Below are 18,992 nucleotides of genomic sequence, written 5' to 3'. Positions count from 1 at the left end.
GATCAGCGTATCGCACGCATTCGGTGCCAAAGCGTCACGATCGTTTCTTGGCAATGGATCAAGTCGCTTCGGCAGCCGCATGATCGGCACTGTGTGTCAAACGGTAGAATGCTTCGTCGAGGTCATTGTCACCACGCACGCGCAAGCCTTCGACGTCTCCGTTGTACACGAGTCGTCCTTCGTTGATCATGACGACGCGATTCGCCATCGCTTCGACTTCCTGCAAAATGTGCGTCGACAGAAGGATCGTTTTTGTCTCGGCGAGCTTCCGCATCGTCTTACGCACGCCACGGATCTGGTTCGGATCCAAGCCCGCAGTCGGCTCATCAAGGATCAGAACGTCAGGGTCATGAAGCAACGCTTGGCTCATCCCAACCCGTTGTTTGAAACCTTTGGAAAGCTTGCTGATCGGCTTGTAGACCACCGACGAAAGATCGCAGATCTCGATCACCGCTTCGATCCGGTCACGCTTTCGTGCGCCGGTCAAGCCACGAGCTTCGGCAAAGAAATCCAACATCCCCGATGGCGTCATTTCCATGTACAGCGGGCCGCTCTCGGGAAGGTATCCCAAGTGGCGACTGCCTTCGATGCGATGACGCATCATGTTGTTGCCCGCGATGCGTGCTTCGCCTTCGCTTGGGGCGATATAGCCGGTCAGCATCTTCATCGTCGTGCTCTTCCCAGCCCCGTTGGGGCCCAAGAAGGCAACCAGCTCGCCTTGCATCACGGAAAACGTCACTTCGCGTGCGGCAGCAAACGGGCCATAGAACTTACTCAGTCCATCGGCCTCGATCATTGGACGCCGCTGATCGTTCTCTGACATGATCGTCCTATAGTGTGGAATTAGATTCAGACGTTAGGCGACACGTACGCCCGACGACTAACGAAGGTTCAGCCAAAGCAAGAAAGATTTTCTGGCTGTAAAGCTAGAGAGTTTCGACGAATCTGCAATCGGACATCAGACTCACCCAAAGAAGCCAATCCCCCAGCAGAGAAGGGTGTCCAAACTGAGCAGGGCATCGGATGAACATCGCCGGCAATTTCACGCGAACCGCAATTCGCAAAACCAATCCACCTACCCAACGATGCCATTTTCAGCATGCCGAACAGCGGATCATCGCAAAAGCGAACGCAGCGTTCATGAAACGCGTCCCACTTTTCACCCTGGCCCGGCAGGCCACTGTGATTTCACAGAGGACAGTGTTTCCAAAAACCAAGGACTGAGTTTCTGAAGTAAGAACGCAGGGCACAAAAAAACCGGTCGATCGGATCCACAGATCTGACCGACCGGGTTGTTCAGTCGCTTTATCGCGATACCAATCACTCGCAAGCAATCAGGTTCGCTGAACCGAGGCGTTTACGGCGATTCAAACCACCTGCGGGCTGCAGAACCGATCGGCCATCCAACCGTGTCGCCCATCAGGTAACACGGAAAGGAAATTAGGCGTTCAGGCCTTCACGCTCGATGATGACATCAGCGCCGGGGGTCAACGCACGCAACTTTCGTGCAACTTCGCCTTTTTCCATGCTGCCGGTCTTGGCTCGAGCCAACAGTTTGGCAACTTTCTTGCGGCGTGTTCGTAGGCGGCGGATCTCACGGCGTCGTTCGATGCCACTTGGCATAGGATGGCTCCAATAAAATTGGGTTCGTAATGATGTATTTCTGTTCGGGCCGCGAAGTTTAGACAGTTTTCGGCTCCGACGGAACTCGGTATCCGCGGATCAAGCCTTCTTCTTGGCCCCTTTTTTCTTCGTCGACTTCTTCTTAGCTGCTTTTTTCTTCTTGGCAGCCTTTTTCTTGGTCGCTTTCTTCTTCGTCGCCTTCTTCTTGGTGGCTTTCTTCTTTTTCTTCTTTTTCGAGCCCCCCTTGGCGGCCCGCTCCGCCAACAGATCCAGCGCCGTTTCGATCGTCAGGTCCTTCGGCTCGGTCCCCTTCGGCAACGAAGCGTTGGTTTCACCGTCGGTCACGTAGGGACCATACCGCCCGTCAAGAACCTTGACTTCGCCTTCGGTAACTGGCGATTTCTCTTCGAAGATCTTCAGTGGCTCCTTTGGTGCGGCACGACCTCGTCGCTTAGGCTCCTTGAGCAATTTGATCGCTTCTTCAAGCGTGACCTCAAGCGGGGACATGCCATCGGGCAGCGAACGGGTTTCCTTTTCGCACTTCACGTAGGGCCCATAGCGACCGTCGAATGCCTGGATGGGCTGGTCGTTGTCCGGGAAATTCCCCAACGTCCGCGGCAGCTCCAAAAGCTTGCACGCCGTTTCCAGCGTCAGATCTTCGGCCGTCATCCCCTTCAGCAATGACTGGTTTTTCTTGTCCGGATCGTCGGGTTCACCAAGTTGCACGTAAGGCCCAAAACGCCCGATTTTGACGTAGATCGGCTTACCGGTTTCGGGATGCGTGCCCAATGGCTCGTCTTCAACCTGCCCGGCCTCGAGAAGCTCAAGTGCCTTGGCCAAGTCCAATTCATCCGGCGGCATACCGTCTGGAATTGGTGCCTTGCGTTCACCTTGTTCAAGAAACGGACCGTACTTGCCAACTCGAACGAAAACCTCTTCGCGGAACTCACCTTCGTCGGGAATCCCGATCAAAAATTTCGCCGTCTTGCGCGGGTCGATTTCCTCTAGCTTCTTCTCCAAACGCGGCTTCAAAGCCACGTTGTGATCAACCTTCAGATTCGCAATTTCTGGCGGTGGCGCACTGTCATCACCAAAGTAAAAGCGACGCAAGTAGGCTTCGGCGACGCCTTCGCTGCGGCTGATCGAATCCAAGAAGTCTTCCATGTCGGCGGTAAACTGATAGTCCACCAAAGTGCCGAAATGCTCTTCCATCAATCGGGTGACGCTGAAGGCACGCCAACTGGGCACCAACGCGTTGCCCTTCTTGTAGATATAGTTTCGTCGCTCGTCCGTAATCGTGCCGATAATCGACGCGAACGTACTGGGACGGCCGATGCCTTTCTCTTCAAGCGTCCGCGTTAGCGAAGCTTCGGTGTAGCGTGCGGGCGGCTGAGTGGTGTGGCTCTTGGGCTCCATTTCCTTCGGAGCCAAGGAATCGTTCTCGCTAACGTTCGGCAGCAACCGTTCTTTATCAGCCAATTCCGCTTCGGGATTATCGCTGCCTTCGACGTAAGCCCGCAAGAAACCTTCGAATAGAATGCTGGTTCCCGTGGCGGTGAAGACGGCCTGCCCACCTTCAATGACCACGCTGATCCGCTGCTTTTTGGCGTCTGCCATCTGGCAAGCCACCGTTCGCTTCCAGATCAGATCGTACAGACGAAATTGGTCGCTATCGAGCTTGCTGCGAACCGATTCTGGTGTGCGGAACGATGTTCCCGCAGGCCGGATCGCTTCGTGAGCTTCCTGAGCGTTTTTGACTTTGCCTTTGTAAACCCGAACGTCGGGGTGCAGATAGTCTTCGCCGTACTCGCTGCGCACCAGTGAACGCGCCGCAGAGATCGCCTCTTTGCTGAGCGTCGTACTGTCGGTACGCATGTAGGTGATGTAACCGTTTTCGTACAGTTTTTGAGCCGCATTCATGGTGCGTTTTGCACCGAAGCCCAACTTTCGGTTGGCCTCCTGCTGCAGCGTACTGGTGGTAAACGGAGCACGTGGACGCTCCGAAAAAGGCTTGACCTCGACCTTGGTGACGGCGAAATCTGTTTCGCGAAGTTTCTCGGCAAGCTCGTTGGTTTCCTGCTCGGAAAGCAACAGCATGTCATCTCGGTTCGGCTTTCCGGTGGTGCTGTCAAAGTCTTTACCGCTCGGGACACGCTTGCCTTGGTACCGCGACAAAGTGGCGGACATCGACTCGCCCGCTTCGGTATTGAACGTCGCGTCAATATCCCAGTAGGTCGCGCGAACGAACACCATTCGCTCGCGTTCGCGTTCGACAATCAATCGAACGGCAACGCTCTGCACGCGTCCGGCTGATGTGCCGCTGCCGACCTTGCGCCACAGCAGCTGTGACATGTCGTAGCCATAAAGACGATCCAAGATCCGACGGGCTTCCTGTGCACGAACCAATCCTTCGTCGATCTGACGAGTATGTTCGAGCGCGTCGCTGATCGCTTCCTTGGTAATCTCGTGGAATACCAAGCGGTGGACCGGGACTTTCGGCTTGAGCAACTCGTGTAAGTGCCAGCTGATCGCCTCTCCTTCGCGGTCTTCATCGGTCGCGAGATAAAGGTTTTCGGCTTCTTTCAAAGCCGCACGAAGCTTGCTGACCTGTTTTTTCTTGTCCGTCGGAACGATGTAAAGCGGCTCGAAGCCCTCGTCAACGTTCACGCCCAAGTAGGCCCAAGGCTTGTCCTTGAATTTTTCGGGGACGTCTTTTTTACCTTCGGGCAAGTCCCGAACATGTCCAATGCTGGCTTCGACCTGGTAAGCGCTGCCCAAAAATTTGGAAATCGTTCGTGCTTTTGCTGGCGATTCGACGATCACCAGACTCTTGCCGCTGCTCTTGGCCATTAAAAAGATGCTCTGCTCAGATACGGTAGAACGGACCCGGTCGGTTTAGTGGTAGCGAGACAAACATCGATTCGTCAATCCGCTATTTCCGAATAAGATTCTCCAGACGGACCGCTTTCGGCCAGAGAGGTTTCGTTAAACACAGCCGTTTCTCGGAGAAACACCGGCGTTTTTTCGACTCGTCGGCAATTATGGCCCACGACTTGGAAAAAGTTTGGAAAGTCGGCAAGTATCACAAACTGTCCACGACTAGTGAAGTTGGAACACTTACGAAACCGGTGGATCTGTGCCGATAAGGGCGACTTTGGCCCAATTCCCGCTTGACCCTCGAAAACAGGCGGCGATACGCTTTCCGCTTCGATTGAATTCGTCCGCTTCCATTTCACCCTTGAAAAGTCCCGCTATGAATCCCCTGGAGCTGTTTCGACGCAATCAGAAGGTCATGATGACCGGCTTGATCCTGCTGGCCATGTTTGCCTTCGTCGTGCTGCCGGCAGTTTCTCAGTACATGCGCAGCTCTGGCCCCGGCATGACCGATCCGGTTGTCGCCGAGTTCGAAGGGATCTCGCTAACGTCCAGCCGAGTAGCAACTTTCACTCGGAATCACTACGCGACAATCCAGTTCCTGCGAAAACTGGCACAATTGACGCTCGCACGCGGTGGAACACCAACGATCTTTTCCGTCGATCCACAAAGCCAACAAATTCAATCGGTCGGAATTGAACAGAGCCCCAGCGAGGACTTTTCGATCCGGACACTGCAGTTTTCGTCACTCGCCCAAGAAAAAGGGCTGGAACTAGACGACACCTCGATCCGTTCCTGGCTGGATCAATTCACCAGCGGATTGGTTACCGAACGTGAGCGATATGCATTGCTTCGCCGCGAAACCAACAACCAAATGGGTGAGTACCAGCTGCTGGATATGCTTCGCAAGCAACTTCTTGCTCAGCTTTATTTCCAAGCGGCCAACGCGTCGGTTAGTGCTGGCGGGATGCCAATCCTTTCGCCTCTGGATCACTGGACCAATTTCCTGAAACTGAACCAACAGGCGACCATCAACACCTACGGCGTGTTGGTGAATGACTTCATCGAAAAAACCGATGAAAACCCATCTGAAACCGACATTCAAGCGGTCTACGAAGCCGGCAAAGACGTCTTCCCGAACGACCTGTCGCCCGAACCAGGCTTCCGCCGCCGCGAATCAGCTAGTTTCGAATACCTACTCGCTGAACTGCAGTCGTTCCGCGATTCGGAAGCGAAAAAGCTGACCGACGAAGAGATCGCAGCGGAATACGAACGTCGCAAAGCTGGCGGCGCATTCGTGTTGCCTCCCGATGTGATTTTGGAACCCACTGTCGACGAGCCGGCTGCGGAAAACGCCGCCGAAGCGCCAATGGAGTCGAAGCCAGCGACCGAAGAAGCATCAGAATCGACCTCGACAACAGAACCAGCAACGCCTCCTGCAGCTGAACCAGCAGCAGCAACAGAGCCGGCAATGACCGAGGAAACCGACGAACCTGCTACGGAAGAGAACGACGCCGAGCTGGAACAGCGAATGAACCAGATCGAGTCGTTCCAGAAAGAGCTTCAGTCAGCAGAAAAGCTTGACGCCGATCCGGCTCAATCCGGCGAGGAAACAGCGGAGCCGGGGGAAACTGCGGAGCCAAGCACCGAACCAGAACCTGCATCAGACCCGCCAGCGGAAGAATCAACTGAAGAGCCTGCTGAGGAAGACCAATCCCAAAACGCAAGCGATCGAGCCGTTCGCCTCGTTGCGATGCAAGCAGACGCTTCGACGGAATCCACTTCCGAAGAAACCACCGCAACCGAGTCCGCTGAAAACACACCCGCCGAAGGCGATGGTGCACCGGCGGAAGAAGCTGCGACTGAAGAACCACGCTACCAACCACTCGAAGACGTTCGTGAGCAGCTCGTCGAATCGATGGTCGAGGAACCAGCCCGAATCGCACGGGATGCGGCTCTGGCCAAAGCACGTGGCGTCATGAAGAAATACTTCAACGAACGAGCATTGAACGACGGCGACACCACTCGCGAACCGCCCGCTCGCCCAAACCTGGAATCACTCGCAGCCGAACTCGGACTCACCTATCGCAAGATTGGCCCTCACACGATTGTTTCGCTGCGAAATGAGCCCATTAACGACTCGGTCGACGAATCGACCGCGTTGACTCGCCAAGCGATCCCGTTTGGAATCATGATGTTTGGCTTGGGTGAACAGGTTATCAAGCAGCCTCTCTTCCGCCCAATCGACACCGTCGACCTGGGTGCCGAGCGGCACTACCTGACCTGGAAAACCGAGGAAAAGGAAGGCTTTGTCCCGGAACTTGAAGAGATCCGCGACGAGGTTGTCCAAGCCATTCGAGTCGTCGAAGCACGCAAGCTTGCTCAGCAAGAAGCCGATTCGATCGCCAAGCAAGTCAACGATGGCAAATCACTCGAAGAGCTGATTCCAGAAGACCGCAAAGACAATTACTACACCGAACTGGGACCGTTCAGCTGGTACAACATGGCCGGTTTTGGGCAGTTCGCACTCGGAAACGTTCGTGAATTAGACTCCATCGGTCCTCGATTCATGGAAGCAGTCTTTACATCGGAAGACGACGAAGCTGTTGTCGCTCCAAACCAAGCTGAACGAGTTTACTACGTCATCCGACGTCAGAACTTGTTGCCAGCAAGTTCTGACCTGCGAGCAATCTTCAAGCAACCGGGCCAACGAATCATGGCGATGTTCATGCCAAACCCAGAAGCCACAGAAATCCAGCGAGGCTTCTACGATACGATTGATGAAGAAACAGGCTTCAATCGTTATCAGCCCGAAGGTTTCTAAACCCGAATCGCCCGATTGAAAGAACAGACAACGCCGCAAGCTTTGCTTGCGGCGTTTTTTGCTAGGGTGACAACAGAAAGCACCTCGGTAAGCCGAACGTGTTGCCGCCATAGCGATTGAAGAAACCCTCGCGAATGCGATCACGGCTCAGAGTCATTCACAACCATGAGCCGCTTCGGCGCTAGCCGCGGTTTCGTGTCCAGACAATTACTGAAATGGTTTTGCCCCATCAGCCGCTATCGCGCCAGCGTGCGGTTCTCTCGCGGATCAGCCCTACCTTCTTTCCCGGACGCTTGCACCCTCACCCCCGGCCCCTCTCCCTCAAAACCTTCGCGGGAAGATCCATTGGAATAGCAGCGTCCCTACCGCGAAGGTTTTGAAGGCGAGGGGAGCCAGTATGATTTTGGGCAAAGCGGTAGTGGACGAAGCGATGAGTCCATCCCCCTGAACCGCTATACGATACCCGCGATTTTTCGCAGCCAGAGGCTTCAAATCAGTGCGTCACAAGGCAGGAGCCGTTCAAGCCAGCTCGTGCGAGGCTCCCGCCTCGCATGCAATGTCTTGCGGGCTCTGCCCGCCGAAGAAGTTCGATGATCATGCAACCGTCGCTAGCGCGATAACGGCTCAGAGTCATCCGCCAACCCTGAGCCGCTTTGGCGCTAGCCGCGGTTAATGCAACAATCAAATTCGATTCAAGCAACCGTCGCTAGCGCGATAGCGGCGCAGCCCAAGCCACATCCCTGAGCCGCTTCGGCGTTAGCCGCGGTTGAAAAACTAGCCATCCTTCAGGGAACCGTCGCTAGACGTAGTCGCGTTCGACTCCGCAATACCAGAGGCAATGAACGCTACCTTCACGGAGTGAAGGGCGACAATAGAAAACCAACATCCCGATAGCTGCGGTCAAATCAACTACACCAAATGACCAATCCCAATGCGGCTGAATTCACCGCATTGGATTCATTCGCAATTGTTCTAGCTATTGGCTTTAGCGAACGCTCGCATATCCGCTTCGAGCGACTTCAATCGTTCACCCAGCTTTGCTTCGGCATCGGACAAATCTTGCGATTCATTTTCGGGAAGCTTTGTGAACACATAAAGCTTGATCTTGGGCTCGGTGCCGCTGGGGCGGGCCGCGACGTAGTTCCCGTCCTCTTCCAAATCCATGATGATCAAGTTGCCGACGGGATCACCCAATGGCTGTGAATCACCGCTCGCGGTATCGGTTTTCGTGCTATTGAGATAATCACGAATTTGGCTCACACGAAGACCGGCAAGCGATGCCGGAGGCGTTTCGCGAAACGCCTTCATCAGTCGCTGCATCGCGGCCATTCCTTCGCTGCCTTCCATCACCAGGTTGATCAAGTATTCCTTGTGATAACCATGTTTGCGGTACAACGATGCGAGGTATTCGTGCATCGAAACCCCTTGCTGCTTCAGGTCCGCGGCCAATTCGCTAAGCAACATGCATGCGACCGCGCCGTCTTTGTCGCGGCAGTATTGGCCGACGAGATAACCGTGCGATTCTTCGGTACCGAACACGAATTTTTCTGGACCGTTGGCGTCCATCGCGGCCGCGATGTGCTTGAAACCGACCAGCAAATCGCCAACCGTTTTGACGTTGTACGAATTCGCAATACTGCGAATCAACTCGGTCGTGACAAGCGTTTTGACGATGTAATGGTCCTGAGACAAGGTTTCAGCTTGATTGCGTTTGTCCAGGATAAAGTTCGCCAGCAATGCACCGATTTGGTTGCCATTAAAAGTCGCCCACTCGCCAGACGGATCGGTCGTTACCGGTGCGGCGACACCCAGGCGGTCGCAGTCGGGATCGGTTGCCAAAATAACGTCGAACCCGTTGGCTTTGGCGTATTCGATCGGCTTTTCAAAAACCGCGGTATTCTCGGGGTTGGAAACGTGCCCAGGAACGTTGGGGAAATCACCGCTTTTTTCTTCGTGCGGCCCGTAGACTTCACAAGATTTGAACCCGTCAGCCTTTAGCAAAGGAATAACGGCTTCGGCACCGACACCGTGCAGCGGGGTGTAGAGAATCTTGACGTCACGTGAACCTTCGAAAGCCTGTGCTTTGGTGACTTTCAGGAACTCTTCGTCGATTTCGGAGGTAACGATTTCGACTCGCCCGTCGCGAAGTGCGTCCTCGAATGGGACTTGGTTGATTTCCTGGCAATTCATCACGCGATCAATAATTGCTTTGTCGTGCGGCGGCAAAACTTGTGCGCCGCTGGACCAATAAACTTTGACCGCGTTGTCACTCGGCGGGTTGTGGCTGGCTGTCACCATGATTCCGCAGTCGCATGCCTTGTGCCGCACGGCGAAAGAAAGCTGTGGCGTTGCGCGATAGTCGTCCAGGAAGTAAACCTTGAATCCCGCCGCCACCATAATTCCGGCGCATAGCTCGGCGAAGTGGCGCGACTTGTGGCGAGTGTCATAGGCAATGACGCACGAGAGTTCTTTTGCACCCTTGTGGTATTCAGTGACATAGTCCGCCAGTCCTTGGGCGCTTTCACCGATCGTGCGGTCGTTGATCGCATTGGAACCGATTGGGTACATCCGTCCGCGGCGGCCACCGGTGCCGAAGGGAATGATGGTCCAGAAAGCATCGTCGAGGGCTTGCCAGTTGCCCGACTCAATTTCTGCTGCCACCTGGTCTCGGTAGTCCGCATAGCGGTCTTCTGTCAGCCAACGCTGGATGTTTTCAACAGCAGTGGAGGTGATTTTCCCGTCTTCGGCAGCTTGGGAAACGGCAGCAAGTGACTCGGTGGCGTTCATAAACGATTGTGTTCGCAGGAGAAAATAGTGGTCTGGTTGCCAGGAACATCGGTACGGGATTCTATTGTGTGGCAACCTGATCCTGCAACGAGGGCAGCCCCGACCTTTCCCTCGTATCACACCGTTCTGATCGACAGAGTCACCATGAGCAAGCTAATCATCAGTGTCAGCGGACTTCGCGGCATCATCGGCGAGTCACTGACCCCCGTTGTGGCAGCGAGATTCGTTGCCGCCTTCGCGGCCCACCTACCAGACGGTCCGATCATCGTCGGTCGGGATGGACGCAGCAGCGGACCGATGCTGCGTGACACCATTGTCGCGGCACTACGAGCCTGTGGCAGGGAAGTCATTGATGCCGATGTCGCGGCGACGCCAACGATTGGTGTGCTGGTCCAATCCAGCGGAGCGGCCGGTGCGGTCCAGATTTCGGCCAGCCATAACCCGCCTCCCTACAACGGGATCAAGTTATTCGGCAGCGACGGCCGCGTTCTCGATGCGGTCACGGGCGCGAAGATTCGCGATGCCTACCATGAAGAAACAGCGGCTTGGTGTGAATTTGACAAGATCGGCTCGTCGACAGTCCACGACGATCCACATGCGGATCACCTCAAAGCGGTTTTAGAAACGGTCGACGTCGATGCCATCCGTGCAGCAAAGCACCGCGTGCTGCTGGACAGCAACCACGGCGCAGGATCGCTGCTCGGACTTCGCCTGCTAAACGCTCTTGGCTGCGAAGTTGTCGCATTCGGCGATACCCCAGACGGTAACTTTGAACACGTCCCCGAACCGACCGAAGAGAACTTGGCCTGCATCTCCGATCTGGTGCTGCAATCGAAATGTGCCGTCGGATTCTGCCAAGACCCCGATGCCGATCGACTCGCTTTGATCGATGGCGATGGAAAGTACGTGGGCGAAGAATACACCCTGGCGTTGTGCGTTCAGCGAGCGATGTCTCACGACGGGACTCGCGGACCGATCGTGATCAATGGTGCGACAAGTTCGATGAGCGAACATCTCGCGGCCAAGGCAGGACAACCAACATTCCGCTCCGCTGTCGGTGAGGCAAACGTTGCCGATAAAATGATCGCTGAAAAGGCAACCTACGGTGGTGAAGGCAACGGCGGCCCGATCGATCCACGAGTCGGATACGTGCGAGACAGTTTTGTCGGTATGGCGCAGATCCTGGACCTGATGACCTCGACCGGAAAATCGATCGCGGAACTGGCGGCCGAGATTCCAAAGTTTGCGATCGTTAAGGACAAAGCGTCTGTGTCCGCCGATGGGTTGCCAGACTTGTTCGCCAAATTGAAAACACAATATCCCGAAGCGACTTGTGATGAAGGCGATGGGTTGCGTTTGGCTTGGCCCGGTCGTTGGTTGTTAGTGCGCGGAAGCAATACCGAACCCATTGTTCGGCTGATCGCCGAAGCAGAATCGGAAGCAGCCGCACAAGAGTTGTGCGATTCGGCAAGAGCGTTATTGGGTTAGCGATTTGAATCACACAACCGTCGCTAGCGCGATCACGGCTCAGAGTCATCCGCGTCCCTGAGCCGCTTTGGCGCTAGCCGCGGTTTCATGTCCAGACCAGTGGCGAAACGGTGATGCCCCATCAGCCGCTATCGCGCCAGCGTGCGGTTCTCTCGCGGATCAGCCCTACCTTCTTTCCCGGACGCTTGCACCCTCACCCCCGGCCCCTCTCCCTCAAAACCTTCGCGGGAAGATCCATTGGAATAGCAGCGTCCCTACCGCGAAGGTTTTGAAGGCGAGGGGAGCCAGTATGATTTTGGGCAAAGCGGTAGTGGACGAAGCGATGAGTCCATACCCCTGAACCGCTATACGATACCCGCGATTTTTCGCAGCCAGAGGTCTCAAATCAGTGCGTCACAAGACAGGAGCCGTTCAAGCCAGCTCGTGCAAGGCTCCCGCCTCACATGTAGTGTCTTGCGGGCTCTGCCCGCCGAAGAAGTTCAATTCACGCAACCGTCGCTAGCGCGATTACGGCTCAGAGTCATTCGCAACCATGAGCCGCTTTGGCGTTAGCCGCGGTTAATGCATCAATCAAATTCGATTCATGCAACCGTCGCTAGCGCGATTACGGCTCAGAGTCATTCGCAACCATGAGCCGCTTCGGCGCTAGCCGCGGTTAATGCATCAATCAAATTCGATTCATGCAACCGTCGCTAACGCGAGTACGGCTCAAAGTCATCCGCAACCATGAGCCGCTTTGGCGTTAGCCGCGGTTAATGCATCAATCAAATTCGATTCATGCAACCGTCGCTAGCGCGATTACGGCTCAGAGTCATCCGCAACCCTGAGCCGCTTTGGCGCTAGCCGCGGTTAACACGAATCAACATTCACTCAGCCTAGAACTGTCCGCCACCTAATGCTTGGTACGCATTGACGACCGCGGACAACTGTTCTTGCTTCGTTTCGATCAAGACCAACTTGGCCTCCATCAAATCACGTTGCGCCAACAAAACTTCCATATACTCGGCACGAGCATTCTGGAACAACTTGGTCGCGTTATCGACGGATGATTCGAGCGAAGCGAGCTGTTGCTTCTTGATCTCGATACTCTTGCCATAGTTATCCACTTTGGCCATCAAGTTGATCACTTCGGTGAAAGCATTCAACACCGTTCGCTGGTAATCGTAAACCTTCTGCAACTGGGTCGCGTTTGCAGAAAGATAATCAGCGCGAATGGCTTTCTTGTTGATCAATGGCGCGACCAAATCTCCGGCGACGTTGTAGATCAACGATTCAGGACTGGAGAAAAGGTACTTCGTGTTGAACGCTTGATATCCAACACCGGCTGTTAAAGCCAACGACGGATAAAATCTTGCTCGCGCGGACTTCACGTCCAAACCTGCCGCAGCAAGCTCTCGTTCGGCCTGACGAATATCGGCGCGGTTGCGAAGCAGTTGCGACGGAACCCCAACACTCAATGCGTGCATCGACAAGTTGACGTAATCTTCTGCATGACGTTCCACAGGTTGTGGATAGCGTCCCAGCAGGAAGTTGATCCGGTTTTCGACTTCGATGATTTCCTGCTGAATGATCAGTTTTTCGCTTTCGTTCTTGCTGACTTCGGCGACGAATCGCTGGACAGCCAATTCGGTACCGCGTCCGGCTTCCTTTTTCGCTTCGGCAATCTTCAAACTCTGCTGCTGGATCTCGATCGTCTTATCGATCGTTTGCAACCGGTTATCAAGCGCAAGCAGTTCGTAGTAGTTTTCCGCGACCTCGGCAACCAAACGTGTCATCACGAAGGTTCGACCTTCGCGAGTCGCAAGGTAACGATAGGCGGCCGCATTCTTGGCGTTTCGCAAACGCTTCCAAATGTCAATTTCCCAAGTCACGCTGGCACCGAGCAAGAAGTCCGGCAGCGGCTCGGGAAAGCCTCGTCCAGGAGCAGCGGTAAGCTGATCCTCGACGGCGCCTTCGCGAGTAAAGCGGCTTGATTTTTCCAGCCCCGCGCCCATTCCGGCGGTGACGAACGGAAGGTATTCACCTTGGCGAGCTTGAACTTCCAAGCAGGCCTTGCGAATTTCCTGCGCCAAAATTTTCAATTCTTGGTTGCCCGCAAAGGCTTGATTGATCAACCCGCTCAGATTTGGATCGTTGAAAAATTCCCACCACGAAACTCGTGCGGAATTTTCCCAGCTAACGACTTCGTCATCGAAATCAACAACGCCATCGTCTTCAAATTCAAGCAACTCTTCATAAGCACTGTCGGCTGAGGATTCGGTGCTGACAGCTTGATCAACCTCCGAAACCGGCGACGCAGGAACTTCGTTCAGTTCTTGTGTATCGGCAGCTTCGATAAAGCTTGCGAAGGTAGTGGCATCATCCGACTCCGACGTGGAAACCTGTTGAACAGGCTCCACGGTCGGATCCGAAGGCTGGTTAGGCGAGTTGTAAACGTCGCTATACATCTCCGGCATGACTGGCCCCGGCTGTGGACAGCAGAGCTGTGGAATCCCACAAGCTGGTATGACCAGCATCAAGCCAGATGTAATGGCAGCGGCGAAAACGCGACGCTTTGCGTCGGCGCGTGATCGATGCCTATGCGTGTCCCTGTCTTTCGAAGAGCTCGCTGAGCGGTTCATCATGTTCATCCCTGATTAGTTGACGCCCGTCGGCCATCCTGCCGAACAGGTAATAAAGTCCTGGAATAACCAGCACCCCAATTAACGTACCGACCAGCATCCCACCGACTGCGGTGGTACCAATGGTTCGGTTTCCGATAGCACCGGGCCCAGTTGCCCGAACCAACGGAATCAGACCGACGATGAAGGCAAATGATGTCATCAAAATCGGCCGGAATCTTAACTTCCCACCTTCGAGACCGGCGTCCTTCAGGGACAAGCCTTCTTGCCGTCGCTGGACAGCGAACTCGATAATCAGAATCGCGTTCTTGCCCAGCAAACCAACAAGCATGACCAGCCCGATCTGGGCGTAAACGTCATTGGAAAGTCCCATCGCGTTAAGGAAGGCAAACGATCCAAACAATCCGATCGGCAGCGACACAATGACTGCCAACGGAAGTAGGAAGCTTTCGTATTGCCCGACCAACACGAGGTAAACAAACATGACGACGATCAGGAAGATAAAGGTCGCTGTGTTTCCTTTCTGTGCTTCGTCATAGGAGAGCCCTTGCCAACCGATATCGAACCCGCGTGGTAAAGTCTCCGCGGCGACTTCCTTGATCGCTGCGATGGCTTGACCGGTGCTGTATCCAGAGGCAGGTGCACCCTGAATCGAAGCAGTCGGATAGAGGTTGTATCGAGTAATCTCGTTCATGCCTTGTCGCTTATTCAGCTTCATAAAGGCGGAGTACGGAACCATCTCACCGGCTTCGTTCTTGACGAACATGTTGTCTAAGTCAGAAGGGTAGCGCCGGAACTCCGGAGCGGCCTGAACGTAGACTTTGTAAAACTGTCCGAATCGAACGAAGCCCTGCTCCCAGGTACTTCCCACGACGATGGAAAGGTTGTCCATCGCATCTGCAATCGACACCCCTTTCTGCATTGCAACATCATTGTCGATGACAATTTCGTACTGAGGGTATTTGTTGTTGAAGAACGTGAATAACCCCTTCAGTTCCTTACGCTCCGAAAGAGCATTCATGAAATCGGTGGTAACTTTGTCAAGCCTTTCGTAATCGCCAGAGTTTGTCTGATCGAGAAGGTTTAACGAAAAGCCCCCCGCAGCACCAAATCCGGGCACCGCTGGCGGTTCGTAAAACTCAAGCTTGACGTTGGCGATTTTTTGGCCGCGTTCCTCCAACAGTTCGATGATCTGTTTCGAAGTCCGCTTCCGGTCAGCCCATGGCTTGAGGTTGATGATGCAGGTGCCCGCGTTCGATCCACGTCCCTCGGTTAACACTTCGTAACCGGCTAGCGACGAAACCGATGTGACTTCATCGAGCTCTTCGCAAATCGCTTGCAGCTCGTGCGATTTTGAGTTGGTGTATTCCAGCGTCGAACCTGGTGGCGTCTGGATGATCCCATAGATAATCCCTTGATCTTCCAGCGGGATGAACCCCGATGGCAAGACTTTGTTGACGACCAAAATTCCGAAACTGAACAAGACAATCACGGCGACCGAAAGCAATCGCTGCGTGACCAGTCCATTAAGAACCCAGCCATATCCTCCAGTCAGCTTGACGATCCCGCGGTCAACAATCCGCAAAAAGATTGCCAGCGGACTCATACTCGGTTTCTTGTTTGGATCGTGCGGCTTCAACAACATCGCGCATAGCACAGGTGTCAATGTCAACGCGACGACACCTGAGAGCACGATGGACATCGCCATCGTCAACCCGAACTGACGATAAAACACGCCGACCGGACCGGGGATGAATGTCACCGGAATGAATACCGCGGTCATCACCATCGTGATTGCGATAATGGCGCCGCTGATTTCATGCATCACCTCTTTTGTCGCCGCGTAGGGTGACAGGTGCTTGCTATGCATCTTTTCGTGGACCGCTTCGACGACAACGATCGCATCGTCGACAACGACCCCGATGGCTAACACCAAGGCGAACAGGGTGATCAAGTTGATCGACATTCCGAAGATCAACATAAAGAAGAACGTCCCGATCAACGAAACCGGCACCGCAAGTGTCGGAATCAACGTCGAACGAAAATCGCCGAGAAACAGGTATACAACTAAGGCGACCAACACGAAAGCTTCGACAAGGGTGTGCAGTACCTTTTCGATCGACGCGTCCAAAAAGTTAGAAACGTCATAGCTGATTTCGAAGTCCATCCCAGGCGGGAACGAAGCCTCTTTGATCTCTTCGAGCTTCTTTTTTACATTCTCGATGACAACCGCAGCATTCGAACCGGGAGTCTGCTTCAAGACGATCGCCGCCGAGGGGTCTCCATCGATATCGGAATACAAATCGTAGAAAGACGACCCCAGTGATACCGTCGCGACATCTTTGATCCGCAGAATCTCGCCTTCGGAATTCGACTTCAGAATGATATTTTCATATTGCTCTGGTTTGTTGTATCGCCCGACCCAAGTCAAAACGTATTCGATCGTTTGCGATGTTCGACCGGTCGCTTGACCGAGACGACCTGGCGACCCGATCATGCTCTGCTCGGCAAGCGCCTCCATCACGTCTTCGGCAGACATGTTGTAGGCGCGAAGCCTCTCCATGTTCATCTCGACCCGCATTGCGTACGCGCGGTTGCCAAGGATCGATGCCCGTCCGACACCTTGGATCCGCTTGATTTCGGGCAAGATGTTGACGTTGGCGTAGTTGTACAGAAAGTTCTGATCGACGTTCTTGTCTTTACTGAAAACATTCACATACATCAACATGCTGGACATGTTCTGCATGACGATGATGCCTTCGCGTTCGACAATTGGCGGAAGGTTGTTTTTTACCGCCTGAACTCGGTTGTTGACGTTTAGAACGGCAACGTTGGGGTCAGTTCCCGGTTCAAAAATAACCTGAATCGTCGCTTCGCCAGCGCTAGTCGCGTCGGAAGTCATGTAACGCATGTTTGGAACACCATTGATGGATTGTTCCAAAATCACCATTGTCGATTCCACGAGCACCTTCGCGCTCGCACCGGGAAACGAAATGGAAACGACAACGCTAGGTGGGGCGACTGTCGGAAACTGTGAAATCGGTAGCGTATTAATCGCTAGCCCGCCCATAAACACGATGAGCAGGGAGATCACGATCGCCAACGCGGGGCGATGAAGAAACTTCGCAAACATGAAAACGCTCCCTACTCAGCCTTAAACTTAAGGTTGCTGAGGACGTCTTCGGGGCTCCGATACTCGAACTCCACCTCTTCGCCATCATGAACTTGTTGAACGCCTTCCAAGATGATCTTGTCGTTTTCGCCCAATCCGCCTTTGATCAGGAAGACATCCTCTTGTTCATTCAGAATCTCGATTTCGCGTTGATGAACGATCCCGTAATGTCCGGGCTTTGCTTCATGTGATGTCGAGTGCTCGGCAGCTTCGTGACCGTCATGATGAGCTTCGTCCGCGTGATGTTCCGCTACAGCGTGCTCGGCAGTTGCATGTTCTGCAGTAGCCGATTCGTGAGTAGCGTGGCTATCTGCTGCGTGGCCTTCTTCGCCATGCTCGCCACCGTGGGCGGACTTTAGCGACGAACCGTCGGAATCCTCAACGACGTACACATACTTCTTCGCCAGCACGTCATAAGTTGCACGCTGGGGAATTACCACCGCGTTCTTTTCGACACGGCTGATCAGAATCGTTCCGGTCTGACCGTGCCGCAACAAACCATTCGGGTTCGAGAAATCTGCACGAAATGCGATGTTGCCGGTTTCGTTATTGAAGTCAGCTTCAATAGCACCAATCTTGCCCGTCTGTGAGAACTTTTGACCGTTGGCCAACATCAGCTCCACCTGCAGCTCTTCTTGATGCTGCTGCATTTCTTCCATGTATTCCAGATACTGAGCTTCAGGAACATTGAAATACACCCACATCACGCTGTTGTCCGACAGCGTTGTCAGCATCGCACCTTCTTCAATCAAGCTTCCCTGTTGTTCGTGCAACCGGTCAACGATCCCATCAAAGGGAGCTTTGACGTTAGTGAAGTTCAGTTCGGCTTTGGCCAAGTTGACTTTCGCTTGTGCTTTGGCAAGCTTCGCCTGAGCAAGTGCGACTTCCTGTTTTGAGACGACGTTTTGGTTGAACAGGTTTTGGGTGTTGCTCAACTCAATTTGTGCCAACTGTGCTTCAGCGATTTCCGAATCCAAGCGTGCTTCGTACAACGTCGGAACGATGTCAAAGAGTGTATCGCCTTTCTTGACAACTTGGCCTTCGCGAATCGCGATCTGTTCCAGGTAACCGCCTTCAAGGGCTCGCACTTCGATGTGTCGGCAAGAATGGATCTGACAGACATACTGTTTCGTGTTGACGACGTCCTTCACTTCAGGACGGGTGACGACAATTTTGTGGGTGTGCTCGTGATGGCCTTCGGCGTGCTGAGCTTCAAGTCGGGTGCAGGCGGGAAGGCAGAGGGCAGAGGAAATCAGAAGAAGGATCGGAATGGGTGATGCTTTCATCGTGTCGCTACTTGCGGGCTGGATCCAATAGGGATGTATTGACTCGGTATCGTTGATTCAATCGGGAAGTTATCGATGGGATCCAATCCGGCAGAGCGCCCGTATTGAACGCACTTCGCTTTAAGTAGCTGGCCGGCACACACCTTTGTCATCCGCAGACATTTTCCTGCCGTAGGACAATTCATGGCCTTCTCGGCAAGCGGCTAAGGTTCGGTGATCCCTCCGAAAAATCTCAGTCGATACACCTCTAGGCAAATGTCGCGCCAATCTCACCTGTGCCGTTCACTTTCCAAGCTTACACCAGCCAGCTGCGCGAC

9 protein-coding genes are annotated in these 18,992 nt (G+C 54.1%); 2 read left to right on the top strand and 7 right to left on the bottom strand.

The genetic code is table 11. The features are described 5' to 3' along the window. Positions 1–58: 58 nt before the first annotated feature. From LOC67_RS17845 to topA, 3 genes are all read right to left on the bottom strand, one after another. Positions 59–823 (bottom strand): ABC transporter ATP-binding protein, encoded by a 765-nt coding sequence (locus LOC67_RS17845; RefSeq protein WP_230264020.1) that lies wholly within the window; start codon positions 821–823, stop codon positions 59–61. A gap of 617 nt (positions 824–1,440) precedes the next feature. Beyond that, positions 1,441–1,623: a DUF6800 family protein gene (locus LOC67_RS17840; RefSeq protein WP_094415516.1), complete on the bottom strand. Its 183-nt coding sequence runs from the start codon at positions 1,621–1,623 to the stop codon at positions 1,441–1,443. A gap of 99 nt (positions 1,624–1,722) precedes the next feature. Then, complete coding sequence (topA, locus tag LOC67_RS17835; RefSeq protein ID WP_230264018.1) at positions 1,723–4,473, bottom strand: type I DNA topoisomerase; 2,751 nt, start codon at positions 4,471–4,473, stop codon at positions 1,723–1,725. Between the two features lie 403 nt (positions 4,474–4,876). On the opposite strand from topA, the gene LOC67_RS17830 reads away from it, so the two are divergent. Then, a complete protein-coding gene (locus LOC67_RS17830) occupies positions 4,877–7,321 on the top strand; it encodes a hypothetical protein (protein ID WP_230264016.1) in 2,445 nt (814 codons plus the stop codon). 972 nt (positions 7,322–8,293) lie between these two features. Here the strand turns inward: LOC67_RS17830 and LOC67_RS17825 are convergent. Continuing rightward, positions 8,294–10,108, bottom strand: coding sequence for a phospho-sugar mutase (locus LOC67_RS17825; protein WP_410001156.1), 1,815 nt, complete (start codon positions 10,106–10,108; stop codon positions 8,294–8,296). Positions 10,109–10,252: 144 nt separating this feature from the next. Between LOC67_RS17825 and glmM the strand changes: the two genes are divergently transcribed. After that, a complete protein-coding gene (glmM, locus tag LOC67_RS17820; RefSeq protein WP_230264015.1) occupies positions 10,253–11,596 on the top strand; it encodes a phosphoglucosamine mutase in 1,344 nt (447 codons plus the stop codon). A gap of 875 nt (positions 11,597–12,471) precedes the next feature. Here the strand turns inward: glmM and LOC67_RS17815 are convergent. From LOC67_RS17815 to LOC67_RS17805, 3 genes are all read right to left on the bottom strand, one after another. After that, complete coding sequence (locus LOC67_RS17815) at positions 12,472–14,112, bottom strand: TolC family protein (RefSeq protein WP_230264014.1); 1,641 nt, start codon at positions 14,110–14,112, stop codon at positions 12,472–12,474. Positions 14,113–14,173: 61 nt separating this feature from the next. Next, positions 14,174–17,350 (bottom strand): efflux RND transporter permease subunit, encoded by a 3,177-nt coding sequence (locus LOC67_RS17810; protein WP_230264013.1) that lies wholly within the window; start codon positions 17,348–17,350, stop codon positions 14,174–14,176. Positions 17,351–17,361: 11 nt separating this feature from the next. Continuing rightward, complete coding sequence (locus tag LOC67_RS17805) at positions 17,362–18,675, bottom strand: efflux RND transporter periplasmic adaptor subunit (protein WP_230264012.1); 1,314 nt, start codon at positions 18,673–18,675, stop codon at positions 17,362–17,364. Positions 18,676–18,992 lie beyond the last annotated feature (317 nt).

The sequence above is a fragment of the Stieleria sp. JC731 genome (assembly GCF_020966635.1).
Taxonomy (GTDB): Bacteria; Planctomycetota; Planctomycetia; order Pirellulales; family Pirellulaceae; genus Stieleria.
This window is presented reverse-complemented; position numbering and strand designations above follow the sequence as displayed.